This window comes from Amycolatopsis sp. cg5 (assembly GCF_041346955.1).
Taxonomy (GTDB): domain Bacteria; phylum Actinomycetota; class Actinomycetes; order Mycobacteriales; family Pseudonocardiaceae; genus Amycolatopsis.
The window spans coordinates 1,604,215-1,619,553 of the sequence record NZ_CP166849.1 but is presented as its reverse complement, the minus strand read 5'-3'; the positions used below and the strand labels follow the sequence as shown (position 1 = coordinate 1,619,553).

The 15,339-nt window shown below is 70.5% G+C and carries 1 protein-coding gene; it reads right to left on the bottom strand.

What is annotated here, in order from left to right; all coding sequences use genetic code 11:
• Nucleotides 1-10: 10 nt before the first annotated feature.
• The gene (locus tag AB5J62_RS07585; protein ID WP_370947412.1) at nt 11-15,322 is read right to left on the bottom strand and encodes an SDR family NAD(P)-dependent oxidoreductase; all 15,312 of its coding nucleotides are present in this window, start codon (nt 15,320-15,322) and stop codon (nt 11-13) included.
• Between the last annotated feature and the right edge of the window lie 17 nt (nt 15,323-15,339).

Here is a 15,339-nt window from a genome sequence, read left to right as displayed (position 1 = left end):
CTGGGGTTTCTCAGTCGGTGGTTTCGAGGTCTAGGTCGGAGAGGGCCATGTTGATCAGTGCGTCGGTGTCCATGTCGTCGATGTCGGCGCCTTCGTCGTCATCGGCGACGACGGCCACCGGCTTCTCGCCCGCCAGCTCGAGGAGCGTGTCCATCACGCCCGACGCCTGGAGCTGCGCGAACGGGATCGAGGTGAGGATGCGGCGGATGCGCTCCTCGCTGGAGGCCTCGATGTCCGACTCGGCGGGCGCCAGCTCCTCGTCGAGGTACTCGGCGAGCGACTGGGCGTTCGGGTAGTCGAAGACCAGGGTCGGCGGGAGCCGCAGGCCCGTCGCCGCGTTGACCTGGTTGCGGAACTCGACCGCGGTCAGCGAGTCGAAGCCGAGCTCGTTGAACGCCCGGTCCGGCTCGACCGCCTCCGGCCCGGCGTGGCCGAGGATCGCCGCGGCCTGCGAGCGCACGAGATCCAGCAGCACGACCCCGCGCTCGGCCGCGTCGAGCCCGGCCAGCTTCTGCTTGAGCCCGGCCGAAGACGCCGCCGCGCGCTTCGGCGCGGCACGCACCAGCCCGCGGAACAGCTCGGGCAGGCCCTCGGTCTTGGCCAGCGCCTTGACGTCCAGGTGCATGACCGCGACCGCGGGCCGGTCAAGGGACCCGGCCGTGTCGAACAGCGCGAGACCCTCCTCATTGGACAGTCCCTCGGTCATCAGGCGCTCGCGCTCGGCCTCGGTCAGCGTGTCCGCCATGCCTTCCGACGCCCACATGCCCCACGCGAGCGACTGGCCCGGCAGGCCCTGCGCGCGGCGGTGCGTGGCGAGCGCGTCGAGGAAGACGTTGGCCGCCGCGTAGTTGCCCTGCCCGGCGTTGCCGACCACACCGGCCGCCGAGGAGAACACCACGAAGGCCGACAGTTTCAGCTCGCGCGTGAGTTCGTGCAGGTTCAGCGCCGCGTCGACCTTGGGGCGGAAGACGTTCGAGATCCGCTCCGGCGTCAGCGACGTGACCACACCGTCGTCGAGCACACCGGCCACGTGCACCACGCCCGTGAGGTCCGGAATGCTCTGCAGCAGCGAGGAAACGGCCGCGCGGTCGGCGGCGTCGCACGCGGCGACCTCCACCTGCGCGCCCAGCGTCTGCAGCTCACTGACCAGCTCCGGCACCCCGGCGGCCGCGGCTCCGCGACGGCTGGTCAGGATCACCTTGCCGACACCGCGCTCGGTCACCAGGTGCTTCGCGAACAGCTTGCCGAGCGTGCCGGTCGCGCCGGTGACCAGGACCGTGCCGTCGGCCGGGAACGCCGTGACCGGCTCGACCACCTCGGTGGTCCGCGGCACCCGGGCGAGCCTGGCCGCGTGCACGATCCCGCCGCGCACCACGACCTGCGGTTCCGCCGAGGCCATGACCAGCGCGATGTCGTCGGACGTGGCGTCCGCGAGGACGATCCGGTCCGGGTTCTCCGCCTGCGCCGACCGCGTCAGGCCCCAGACCGCCGCACCCGCGAGGTCCGTGACGTCCTCGCCCGGCAGGGCGACCGCGCCCTGGGTGAGCACGACCAGCTTGGCCGTGGAGTCCGAAGCCAGGAAGGCCTGAATCTCCGCCAGCGCCTGGTGAGCCGCCGCGTGCACGGACTCGACGCTCGTGCCCGGAGACGTCTGCAGCACAACGACATCGGGCACGTGCCCGTTGACCGACGCCGGGACGACCGGCCAGTCGAGCTGGAACAGCGACTCATGGAACGGCTTCGAAGCGATGGCGTCGGCCGAGAAGGCACGCAACGTCAAGGCGCCCACGGAAACGACCGGGTTGCCCGCCGCGTCCGCGACCTGCAGCGTCGCCTCACCCTGTTTGGCCGAGCTGACCTTCACACGCAGCGAAGAAGCGCCCGCCGCGTGCAAGGCCACGCGCGACCAGGCGAACGGCAGCGCGGGCTCGTCACCGGCGGCGGAAGTCAGCGAGACCGCGTGCAGTGAAGCGTCGAGCAGCGCCGGGTGAATGCCGTAGCTGGCGCCGTCGACCTCCTCGGGCAGCGAGACCTCGGCGTAGACGTCCTCGCCGGACCGCCAAGCAGCACGCAGGCCGCTGAACGCCGGGCCGTACACCAAACCCGCCTCGGCGAGGCCGTCGTAAAGACCGTCGAGATCGATCGGCTCGGCGCCGGCGGGCGGCCACGAGTAGAGGTCGAAGTCGGCCGCGGGAGCGTCCTCGGCCAAGCCACCGGTCGCGTGCCGGACCCATTCGTCGTCCTGCTGCGAGTGGATCGACACCGGCCGCACACCGGACTCGTCGGGCGCGCCGACGCTGACCTGGATCGCGACCCCGGCGTCCGGCAGCACCAGCGGCGCTTCGAGCGTCAGGTCTTCGAGCACCCCGAAGCCGACCTGGTCGCCGGCGCGGACCGCGAGTTCGACGAACCCGGTGCCGGGGAACAGCACGACCCCGCCGACGGCGTGATCGGCCAGCCACGGCTGGGTCTGCGTCGAAAGCCGCCCGGTGAACACCACTCCGTCGGTGTCCGCGAGCTGCACGGCCGCGCCGAGCAGCGGGTGATCCGCCGAGCCGAGGCCGAACGAGGCCGCGTCGCCGCCCTTGCCGACCTCTTCGGCCAGCCAGAACGTCTGCCGCTGGAACGCGTAGGTCGGCAGGTCGACGCGCCGCGCGCCGCGACCGGCGAACAAGGCGGCCCAGTCGACGGCAACGCCGCTCACGAACAGCTGACCGAGCGCCGCGATCAGCGTCTGCACCTCGGGCCGGTTCTTGCGGACGGCCGCGGTGAAGTCGCCTTCGACGGTCTGCTGAGCCATTCCGGACAGCACGCCGTCCGGCCCGACCTCCAGGAACCGCGTGACCCCTTGGGCTGCGAGCGCCTTGACCCCATCGGCGAAGCGGACGGCGTCGCGGACGTGGCGCACCCAGTACTCGGGATCGCCGAGTTCTTCGGCGGTCGCCAGCTGACCGGTGACGTTCGAGACGACCGGGATCTCCGGCGCGCTGTAGCTCAGCGAAGCGGCGATCTCGCGGAACTCGGCGAGCATCGGCTCCATCAGCGGCGAGTGGAACGCGTGCGAGACCTGCAACTGCGTGGTCTTGCGACCTTCGCCTTCGAAGTGCGCCTTGATCGCCAAGACGGCGTCGGCGTCTCCGGAGACCACCACGGACGAAGGCGAGTTGATCGCCGCGATGCTCACGGAAGCGCTGAGGTGCGGCAGGACTTCTTCCTCGGTCGCCTGCACCGCGACCATCGCGCCGCCGGTGGGCAGTGCCTGCATGAGACGCCCACGCGCCGCGACCAGCTTCGCGATGTCTGCGACCGAGAACACCCCGGCCGCACGGGCCGCGACCAGCTCGCCGATCGAGTGCCCGGCGAGGAAGTCCGGCCGGATGCCGAACGACTCCATCAGCCGGAACATCGACATCTCGAAGGTGAACAGCGCGGCCTGCGTGTAGACGGTCTGGTTCAGGAGCTCCTGGTCGTCACCCCACATGACCTCGAGCAACGGCCGGTCGAGGTGCTTGTCCAGCTCGGCGACGGCCGCGTCGACCGCCCCGCGGAACACCGGGAAGGCGTCGTAAAGCTCTTTGCCCATCCCGATCCGCTGCGAGCCCTGACCGGTGAACAGCGCCGCGAGCTTGCCCGTGCGTGCGTGCCCGACGCTCAGTCCGGCGACCGTCTCGTCGTTGGCCAGCGCGACCAGTCCGCGAACCAGCTCTTCGCGGCTCTCGGCGGTGATGACGGCCCGGTGCTCGAACGCGGCGCGCTGAGTCGCCAGCGAGAACGCGAGGTCGCTCAGTTCACCGTCCTCAAAGGACACGAGGTTGGTCGCCTGCGAGCGCAGGGCTTCCGGCGTCTTGCCGGAGACCACGAACGGCAGCGCGGGCAGGTCGACACCCCGCGGTCGCGGCTGATCCTTGACCGCGGGCGCCTGCTCCAGGATGACGTGCGTGTTGGTGCCGCTGATGCCGAACGACGAGATGCCGGCGCGCCGCGGCCGCCCGGTCTCCGGCCACGGCCGGGTCTCGGTGATCAGCTCGATCTTGCCCGACGCCCAGTCGACCACCGGGGTCGGCTCGGTGAGGTGCAACGTCTTCGGCAGCACGCCGTGGCGCAGCGCCTCGACCATCTTGATGACCGCGCCGACACCGGCCGCCGCCTGCGCGTGACCCATGTTCGACTTCATCGACCCGAGCCACAACGGCTCTTCGCGGTCCTGGCCGTAGGTCGCGAGCAGTGCCTGCGCCTCGATCGGGTCACCCAGGGTCGTGCCGGTGCCGTGCGCTTCGACAGCGTCCACATCGGACACCTTGAGCCCCGCGCTGGCCAGCGCCTGCCGGATGACCCGGCGCTGCGACGGGCCGTTCGGCGCGGTGAGGCCGTTGGACGCGCCGTCCTGGTTGACCGCGCTGCCCTTGACGATCGCCAGCACCGGGTGCCCGTTGCGGCGTGCGTCGGAGAGGCGTTCAACCAGGAGCATGCCGACGCCCTCGGCCCAGCCGGTGCCGTCGGTGTCGGCGGAGAACGACTTGCAGCGGCCGTTCTTCGCGAGGCCACGCTGGCGGCTGAACTCGACGAACATCGCCGGGGTCGCCATCACCGTCACACCACCGGCGAGCGCCAGGTTGCATTCACCGGACCGCAGCGCCTGGATCGCCCAGTGCAGGGCGACCAAAGAGCTGGAACAAGCCGTGTCGACGGTGACCGCCGGGCCTTCCAGCCCGAGCGTGTAGGAGATCCGGCCGGACGCGATCGAACCGGTCGCGTTGTTGTAGGCGTAGTCGTGGAACATCATGCCCGCGAACACGCCGGTCTGGCTGCCTGCCAGCGAACCAGGGTCGATGCCCGCGCTTTCCAAGGCCTCCCAAGAGGATTCGAGCAGGAGTCGCTGCTGCGGGTCCATGATCAGCGCCTCGTTCGGGCTGATCCCGAAGAACGAAGCGTCGAAGTCGGCGGCGTCGTAGAGGAAACCACCCTGGTCGACGTAGCTGGTGCCCTCGCGGGTGGACTCGGGGTCGTACAGCTTCGCCAGGTCCCAGCCTCGGTTGCCGGGGAAATCGCCGACGAGGTCGCGGCCCTCTTCGAGCATCTTCCACAGCTCGGCCGGCGAGTTGACGCCGCCGGGGAACCGGCAGCTCATGCCGACGATGGCGATCGGGTCGGAGTCGTTGACCTTGGTGACCGCGATGGCCGCGGCCTCCTCACCCGAACCGGCCAGCTCACCGGCGAGGTAGCGGGCGAGCACGACCGGCGTCGGGTAGTCGAAGACCAGCGTCGCGGGCAGCTTGAGGCCGGTGACCTCGGTGAACCGGTTGCGGAACTCGACCGCGGCCAGCGAGTCGAAGCCGAGGTCGCGGAACGCGCGCTCGGGCTCGACGGCGTCGGCGCTGGAGTGGCCAAGCACCGAAGCGGCCTGCGTGCGGACCAGCTCCAGCAGGAAGTCCTCCTGCTGCGCCGGCGCGAGCCTGGCCAGCTTCTCCTTGAGCCCGCCCGCGGCCGCCGAGGTCGCTTCGACGGCACGCCGCGAGCTGACGCGGATGAGTCCGCGCAGGATCGGCGGGACGCCTTCGCCCAGGCTCATGGCCTTGAAGTCGAGCCTGATCGGCACGACGGCCGGGTCGGTCAGGCCGCTGCCCACGTCGAACAGCTCCAGGCCGTCCACAGAGGACAGTGGCAGCACGCCGCCGCGCGACATGCGCGACCGGTCGGCCTCGCCGAGTTCGCCGGTCATGTCCGAGGCCTGGTCCCAGAAACCCCAGGCCAGCGCGGACGCGGGCAAGCCGTTCGCGACCCGGTGCGCGGCGAGCGCGTCCAGGAAGGCGTTGGCGGCGGCGTAGTTGCCCTGACCGGGCGCGCCGAGCACACCACCGGCCGAGGAGAAGAGCACGAACGCCTTGATGTCCAGTTCCTGCGTGAGTTCGTGCAGGTTGAGCGCGGCGTCGACCTTGGGCTTCAGCACGAAGTCCATCCGCTCGGGGGTGAGCGAGGCGATGACGCCGTCGTCGAGCACACCGGCCGCGTGCACGATCCCGGTGAGCGGGTGCTCCATCGGGATGAGCGCGAGCAGCTCGGCGACCTCGCAGCGCTTCGAGACGTCGCACGCGGCGACCTCGACCTCGGCGCCGAGCCCGGTCAGCTCCTCGACCAGCTCGGGCATCCCGGCGGCCGACATGCCCCGGCGGCCGGTCAGCACCAGGTGCCGGACACCGCGTTCGGTCACCAGGTGCCGGGCGACCAGCGCGCCGAGCGTGCCGGTGGCGCCGGTGACCAGCACCGTTCCCTCTCCCGCGAACGACGGGTGCTCGGCGGGTTCGACCGCGACTTGAGCGAGGCGGGCGAGGCGGGCGACGTGGACCTTGCCGTCGCGCACGGCGACCTGGTCCTCACCGCTGGACAGCACCAGCGGCAGCTCCGGCTCGTAGGCGTCGGCCAGGATGATGCGTTCCGGGTTCTCCGACTGCGCGGACCGGCAGAGGCCCCAGACCGCGGCACCCGCCAGGTCGGTGACGTCTTCGCCGGTCGCGGAAACCGCGCCCTGGGTGAGGATCACGAGCTTGGTCTCGTCGTACTTGTCGTCGCCGAGGAACTTCTGCAGCGAGGCGAGCACGCGGTGAGTCGCCGTGCGGACGGACTCGGCGTCGTTGCCGCCGACACTGTCCACAATGGCCACCGCGGGCACGTCGTCGCCGACGGAGTCCCAGTGCACATAGGACACCGCGTCGTCGGTCGCCGGGATCTCCGGCCATTCGATGCGGAACAGCGACTCGCCGACGATGGACCTGGCGGCGTTGATCTGGTCGACCGCGATGGCGCGCAGCACCAGCGATTCGATCATCGCGACCGGGCGGCCCGCCGGGTCGGCGATCTCCAGCGAGACCTCACCCTCGCGGATCGGGGTGACCTTGATCCGCAACGAGGTCGCGCCGGACGCGAACAGCTCGACGCGCGAGAACAGGAACGGCAGCGAGGCCTCCTGCCCGATCGCGCTGGTCAGGCCGACCGCGTGCAGCGAGGAGTCGAGGATCGCCGGGTGCAGGCCGAAACCGTCACCCTTGATGCCGTCGGGCAGCGCGACCTCGGCGTAGACGTCTTCACCGACCTTCCAGGCGGCCTTGAGGCCCTGGAACACCGTGCCGTAGTTGAGCCCGGCCTCGGCGAGGTCGTCGTACAGCGTGGTCAGGTCGATGTGCTCACCGTCGGCAGGCGGCCACGCGGTGAGGTCGAACGTCGCCGCACCCGTGCTCGCGCCGAGCACACCGACCGCGTGCTGGGTCCACGGCAGGTCGGCCGCCGCGTTCTCGTCCCGCGAGTAGATGCTGATCGGCCTGGAGCCGGAAGCGTCCGGAGCGCCGACCACAGCCTGGAGCTGGATGCCACCGCGAGCCGGGAGGACCAGCGGCGCTTGCAGCATGAGTTCTTCGAGCCTGCCGCAGCCGACCTGGTCACCCGCGCGGATGGCGAGTTCGACGAAACCGGTGCCCGGCAACAGGACCGTGTCGCCGACCGCGTGGTCGCCGAGCCAGGTCTGGATGCCGAGCGCGAGACGGCCGGAGAAGACCATGCCGTCGGAGTCGGCCAGCGGCACGGCCGCGGGCAGCAGCGCGTGCTCGGTCGCCGAGAGGCCGACGGTGGTGACGTCGCCGCCGTTGTTCGGCGTCGGGATCCAGAAACGCTGACGCTGGAAGGCATACGTCGGCAGATCGACACGGCGGCCACCGGGGAACACCTTGTCCCAGTTGACCTTCGCACCGTTGTTGAACGCCTCGGCCAGCGAGGTGTAGAAGCGCTGGAGTCCGCCTTCCTCGCGGCGCAACGAGCTGACCGTGCCGGCGTGCGCGCCCGCGTCTTCGGAGGTCTCGTTGACCGCGACGAGCAGGCCCGGGTGGGGGCTGCACTCGATGAACAGGGTGAAGCCGTCGTCGAGCAGCTTGCGCGTGGTCTCCTCGAAGCGGACCGGGTTGCGCAGGTTGCCGTACCAGTACTCGTCGGTCATGGTGGCCGTGTCGATCGGCGCGGCCTCGACCGTGGAGTAGAAGGGGATTTCGGTCGTGCGCGGGGTCAGCCCGGCGAGCGCTTCGAGCAGCTGCTCGCGCACCGGCTCCACGTAGTCGGAGTGCGACGCGTAGTCGACCGGGATGATCCGCGCGCGGCCACCCTCGGCCTTGACCTCGTCGTAGAACGACTTGAGCATCTCGGGCGGGCCACTGACCACAGTGGACGTCGGGCTGTTGACCACCGAGATCTGCACCCGGCCGCCGAACCGCGCGATCCGCTCGCGGGTGACGTCCTGGCTGAGCGCGACGGACATCATGCCGCCGTGCCCGGACAACGCCTCGTTCAAGATCAAGCCACGCGCGGTGACGACCTTCGCACCGTCCTCAAGGGACAGTGCGCCCGCCGCGCAGGCCGCGGCCAGCTCACCCTGCGAGTGACCGACGAACGCCGACGGCTCGACACCGAAGGACCGCCAGGCGGCGGACAGCGAGATCAGGATCGCCCAGATCGCGGACTGGACGACATCGACGCGTTCGAAGTCGGGCGTGCCTTCTTCCTGCCGCAGCACGGCGAGAAGGTCCCAGTCGGTCTGGGTCCGCAGCGCGGCCGCGCATTCGTCGAGCTTGGCGGCGAAGGCCGGGACGCCGTCGTACAGCTCGACGGCCATGCCACGCCAGTGCGAACCCTGGCCTGGGAAGCAGAAGACGACCTTGGCTTCCTGGGTGGTCGAGCCGCTGACCACGTTCGCGGCCTTCTCACCGGCGGCGAAGACGTTCAGGCCCTCGATCAGCTCCTCGCGGGTGCTACCGATGATCGCGGCGCGCTGGTTGAAGATCGCGCGGGTGTGGGTCAGCGAGTAGCCGACGTCGTACGGGTCGACGTCGCCGCGCAGCAGGTCCGCGAGGCGGGAAGCCTGTGCCTTCAAAGCGTCGGAGCCACGGGCGCTGAGCACCAGCGGCACGGTCCGCTCTTCGACCTCGCGCTCCGGCTCGGCCGGGACGCGCGGCGCCTCCTCGATGATGACGTGCGCGTTGGTGCCGCTGATGCCGAACGACGACACCGCCGCGCGGCGCGGGCGGCCGTGCTCCGGCCATTCGCGGCGCTCGGCGAGCAGCTCGACCGCGCCCGAGTCCCAGTCCACCACCGGCGTCGGCTCGGTGAGGTGCAGCGTCTTCGGCATGATGCCGTTCTGGATGGCGTGGACGATCTTGATGATGCTCGCCGCGCCGGCCGCCGCCTGCGTGTGGCCCATGTTCGACTTGATCGAGCCGAGGTAGAGCGGCTGGTCCTCCGGCCGTCCCTGGCCGTAGGTGGCGAGCAGCGCCTGCGCCTCGATCGGGTCGCCGAGGGTGGTGCCGGTGCCGTGCGCGTCGACCATGTCGACGTCGGCGGTGGTCAGGCCGGCGTTGGCCAGCGCCTGCCGGATGACCCGGCGCTGCGACGGGCCGTTCGGCGCGGTGAGGCCGTTGGACGCGCCGTCCTGGTTCAGCGCGGAGCCCTTGACGATCGCGAGCACCGGGTGCCCGTTGCGGCGCGCGTCGGAGAGGCGCTCGACCAGCAGCATGCCGACGCCTTCACCCCAGCCGGTGCCGTCGGTGTCGGCGGAGAACGACTTGCAGCGGCCGTTCTTCGCGAGGCCGTGCTGACGGCTGAACTCGACGAAGATCTCGGGCGTGGCCATGATCGCGACACCACCGGCGAGCGCGAGCGAGCACTCCCCCGACCGCAGCGCCTGGATCGCCAGGTGCAGCGCGACCAGGCTCGACGAACACGCGGTGTCGATGGTCAGCGCCGGGCCCTCGAGACCGAGCACATAGGACACCCGGCCGGACGCGATCGCGCCGGTGGAGCTGTTGTAGGTGTAGTCGTGGTACATCATCCCGGCGAAGACACCGGTCGAGCTGCCCTTGAGCGTGGCCGGGTCGATGCCGGCGCGCTCCAAGGTCTCCCAGGACGCTTCGAGCAGCAGACGCTGCTGCGGGTCCATGAGCAGTGCCTCGTTGGGGCTGATGCCGAAGAAGCCGGGGTCGAATTCGTCGGCCTCGTAAAGGAAAGCGCCCTCGTTGACGTAGCTGGTGTCGGGGCGGGTCTCGTCGGGGTCGTAGACGTTGTCGAGGTCCCAGCCGCGGTTCTCGGGGAACGTCGACACGACGTCGCGGCCGTCGAAGACCATCTTCCACAGGTCTTCCGGCGACTCGATGCCACCGGGGTACCGGCAGGCCATCGAGACGATGGCGATCGGGTCGTCGTCGGCGATGGCCGCGGCGGTCGTGGCCGGGACGTCGCCGACGCTGCCGGAGACCTCTTCGAGCAGGTACTGCGCGAGGACGATCGGCGACGGGTAGTCGAAGACGAGCGTCGCGGGCAGCTTGAGGCCGGTCGCCTCGGTGAGGCCGTTGCGGAGTTCGACCGCGGTGAGCGAGTCGAAGCCGAGCTCGTTGAACGCGCGGTCCGAGCCGATGGCCTCGGGGCCGGAGTAGCCGAGCACGGCGGCGGCCTGCGTGCGGACCATGGTCAGCAGCGCGGCTTCCCACTCGTCCTCGGGCAGCCCGGCGAGCTGACGGCGGAGCGCGTCCGAGTCGGCCTTGACCCCGGCAGCGGACCGGCGCTGAGCCGGGACGAGACCGCGGAAGAACTCGTGCAGGCCGTCGCCCTGGGCACGCAGGCCCGCGATGTCGAGCTTGACCGGGACGAGCGCGGACTCCCCTGTGGACAGTGCCGCGTCGAACATGGCGGTGCCGTCTTCGGGCGAGAGCGGGAACATGCCGCCGCGCGAGATGCGGGACTTGTCGGCGTCGTCGAGCGTGCCGCCCATGCCGCCTGCCCACAGACCCCAGGCGAGCGACTGCGCGGGCTTGCCCTGAGCGCGCCGGTGCTCGGCGAGCGCGTCGAGGAAGTGGTTGGCGGCGGCGTAGTTGCCCTGCCCCGGCGCGCCGAGTACGCCGGAAGCGCTGGAGAACACGACGAACGCGGTCAGGTCGCCGGTGAGTTCGTGCAGGTTGAGCGCGGCGTCGACCTTGGGGCGGAAGACGGTGTCGACGCGCTCGGGGGTGAGCGAGGCGATGACGCCGTCGTCGATGACACCGGCGATGTGCACGACCGCCGTGATGTCCTTGCCGCTCAAGGCTTCTTCGAGCCCGGCGCGGTCAGCGGCGTCGACCGCGGCGACCTCGACGTTCGCACCCAGCTCGGTCAGCTCGGCGACGAAGTCCTCGGCACCGGCGGCGCCTCGGCGGCTGGCAAGCAGCAGGTTCTTCACGCCGTGGTCGGTGACCAGGTGCTTGGAGAACAGGCGGCCGAGCGTGCCGAACGCGCCGGTGACCAGCGTGGTGCCCTCGGCCGTGAAGGTGCTCGCGGGCTCGGCGTCTTCGCTCGAAACCCGGGCGAGCTTGGCGGCGTAGGTGACGCCGTCACGGACGATGACCTGCGACTGACCGGTCGCGAGCACGGCCTGCACGTCGTCGGTGCCGTCGGCCAGTACGAGCCGCTCGGGGTTCTCATTCTGGGCCGAACGGACCAGGCCCCAGACGGCCGCACCGGCGAGGTTGCCGCCGCCGATGGCGTCCTTGGTCAGCACGACCAGCTTGGTTTCGCCTTCGGTGGCAAGGAATTCCTGCAGCTTGGCGAGCGCGGCGTAAGTCTCGGCCTTGACCTCGTCGGCCGTCGTACCGTGTCCGACGGTGTACGACTCGGCTTCCTGAGCCGCCACGTTGGCGACGTCCGGAACGGGCGCCCACTGGAGGTGGAACAGCGAGTCGTGGAAGCTCGACCTGGCTGCGGCGATCTGCTCGGCGGTGATCGAGCGCAGGGTCAGCGAGTCGACCGTGGCGACCGGGTTGCCACCCGCGTCGGCCAGCCGGACCTTGACGACACCGTCACGCAGCGGCGTCAGCCGCACACGCAGGCTGGACGCGCCGGTGGCGTGAAGGTCAACAGTGGACCAGGAGAACGGGAGCGCGGCGCGGTCGCCGGTGACCCCGGTCAGCGCGACGGCGTGCAGCGCGGAGTCGAGCGCGGCCGGGTGCAGGCCGAAGTTCGCGGCGTCACCGTGCGCCTTCTCGGGCAGCTCGACCTCGGCGTAGACCTCGTCGCCGGACTTCCAAGCCGCCTTGAGGCCCTGGAACACCGGGCCGTACTGCAGCCCGGCCTCGGCCAGGCCTTCGTAGATGCCTTCCAGGTCAACGGCTTCCGCCTTCGCGGGCGGCCAGGCCTTCAGGTCGAAGTCCGGGGCGGCCGAACCCGCGCCGAGCACACCGTCGGCGTGCTGGGTCCACGGCAGGTCACCCGCGTCCTCAGGTCGCGAGTAGACACTGATCGAGCGGGATCCGTTGGCGTCGCGGGCACCCACGACCACCTGAACCTGGACACCGCCCTTCTCGGGCAGCACCAAAGGCGCCTGCAGGTTGAGTTCTTCGATGCGGCCACAGCCGACCTGGTCACCGGCCCGTGTCAACAACTCGACAAAGCCGGTGCCCGGGAACAGGATCGAGCCGCCGACCACGTGATCGGCCAGCCAGGCGTTGGTGCTCGCGGACAACCGTCCGGTCAGCACGACACCGTCGGACTCGGCGAGCAGCACGGCCGCGCCGAGCAGCGGGTGATCGGTCGAGGTCAGCCCGGCCGACGAGACGTCGCTGGCCCCGGCCTTCGCCTCGACCCAGAAACGCTGACGCTGGAACGCGTACGTGGGCAGTTCCACGCGCTTCGCGCCCCGGCCCTCGAAGACCTGGGCCCAGTCGACGGGCACACCGGTGGCGTGCAACTGACCCAGCGCCGTGAGGATCGCGGTCGGCTCGTGCCGGTCCTTGCGGAGCGCGGCGACGAACTCGCCTTCGACGCTCTGCTGGGCCATGCCGGACAGCACGCCGTCCGGGCCCAGCTCGAAGAACTTGGTCACCCCCTCGGCGGCCAGCGTGCGGACGCCGTCGGCGAACCGGACCGCGCCGCGCACGTGGCGCACCCAGTACTCGGGGTCGCCCAGCGCGTCGGCGACCTGACCGGTCACATTGGACACGACCGGGATCTGCGCGGTGCCGTAGTCAAGGCTCTGCGCGACCTTGCGGAACTCGTCGAGCATCGGCTCCATCAGCGGCGAGTGGAACGCGTGGCTGACCTTGAGCCGGGTGGTCTTGCGGCCCAGCCCCTCGAAGTGCGCCTTGATGGCCAGCGCGGCGGTCTCGTCGCCGGAGACGACGACCGACTGCGGCCCGTTGATCGCACCGATGCTCACGGCGTCGGTCAGCAGCGGCAGGACCTCTTCTTCGGTCGCCTGCACGGCGACCATCGCGCCACCGGTCGGCAGCGCGTTCATCAGACGGCCACGCGCGGCCACCAGCTTGGCGGCGGCTTCGAGGCCGAGCACACCGGCGACGTGCGCGGCGGCCAGCTCACCGATCGAGTGCCCGGCGACGAAGTCCGGCTTGACTCCCCACGACTCGACGAGCCGGTACAGCGCGACCTCGATCGCGAACAGGCTGGTCTGCGTGTAGACGGTCTGGCTCAGCAGATCGGCGTCGGTGCCCCACATGACTTCGCGCAGCGGCCGGTCGAGATGCTTGTCCAGCTCAGCGATCGCCGCGTCCAGCGCTTCGGCGAAGACCGGCGAGAACGCGGCCAGCTCCTTGCCCATGCCGACGCGCTGCGCGCCCTGGCCGGTGAACTGGAACGCGGTCAAGCCCTCGGAGGCGAAGCCGGAGAACACGCCCGCACGCTTCTCACCGGCGGCGACGGCGTCGTAGCCGGTCCGCGCGGAGTCGGCGTCCTCGGCGAGCACGACCGCGCGATAGGTCAGCGGCGACCTGGTGGTGGCGAGCGAGAAGGCGGTGTCGAGCAGGTCCTGCTCGACGTCGAGCAGGTTGCGGGCCTGGGCTTTGAGTGCGTCCGCGCTGCGACCGGACAGCAGCAGCGGAACGGGAGTGTCCGCGGGCCAGCTCGGCGCGACGGTCTCGGCCGCCTCGGCTTCGGGGGCCTGCTCGATGATGACGTGCGAGTTCGTGCCGCTGACACCGAACGACGAGACACCCGCACGACGCGGTTCGCCGGTCTCGGGCCAAGGCGTCGCCTCGGCGAGCAGCTCGACATTGCCCGCGCTCCAGTCCACATGGGACGAAGGCTCGGTGAAGTGCAGGGTCTTCGGCAGCAGCCCGTGCTGGATGGCCATGATCATCTTGATCACGCCGCCGACACCGGACGCGGCCTGCGCGTGCGCGATGTTCGACTTGATCGAGCCCAGGTACAGCGGCCGCTCCCGGCCCTGGCCGTAGGTGGCGAGCACGGCCTGCGCCTCGATCGGGTCACCCAAAGTCGTGCCGGTGCCGTGCGCTTCGACGGCGTCCACATTGGACGGCGACAGGCGGGCGTCGTTCAGCGCCTGCCGGATGACGCGCTGCTGCGACGGGCCGTTCGGCGCGGTGAGGCCGTTGGACGCGCCATCGGAGTTGACCGCGCTGCCGCGCAGCACGGCGAGCACCGGGTGACCGTTCTTGCGAGCGTCGGAAAGCCGCTCCAGCAAGAGGAAACCGGCACCTTCACCCCAGGCGGTGCCGTCGGCGGACTCGGAGAACGGCTTGCACCGCCCGTTCTTCGCCAGTCCGCGCTGACGGCTGAAAGCGACGAACCCGTCCGGCGTGGCCATGATGGCGATACCGCCGGCCAGCGCGAGCGAGCATTCCTTCTTGCGCAACGCCTGCGCGGCCAGGTGCATCGCGACCAGGCTCGACGAGCAGGCGGTGTCGACGGTGATCGTCGGGCCTTCCAGCCCGAGCGCGTACGAGATGCGTCCGGAAAGGACGGACGCGGCGACCGCGGTGCCCATGTAGGCCTCGGCGACCTCGGGCGCGTTGATCAGCAGGCCCTCGTAGTCACGGAAACCGGAACCGACGAACACACCGACCGGCGCGCCCCGCTGGGATTCGGGTGCGATGCCGGCCTTTTCGAGCGCTTCCCAAGCCAGTTCCAGCATGATCCGCTGCTGCGGGTCCATGGCGAGCGCTTCACGCGGCGAGATCCCGAAGAACTCGGGGTCGAAATCCCCGGCCGCGTCAAGGAAACCACCCTCGCGCACGTACGACGTGCCGGGATGGTCGGGGTCGGGATGGTACAGCTCATCGACGTTCCAGCCGCGGTCCTCGGGGAACTCCGAGATCGCGTCACGGCCTTCCGCGACGAGATCCCAAAGATCCTCGGCGGAGTTGACCCCGCCGGGGAACCGGCACCCGATCGACACGATCGCGATCGGGTCCTGCTCCTGCGTCTCGACCTCCTGCAGACGGCGGCGCGTCTGCGCCAGGTCCGCCGTGACCTTCTTGAGGTAGCCGAGGAGCTTTTCGTCGTTCGCCATCTTCTGTCCCAGTCCTT

Bases quoted from the DNA above. Each gene is read 5' to 3' on its own strand.
- AB5J62_RS07585 (WP_370947412.1), bottom strand. From the start codon at position 15,322: ATGGCGAACGACGAAAAGCTCCTCGGCTACCTCAAGAAGGTCACGGCG.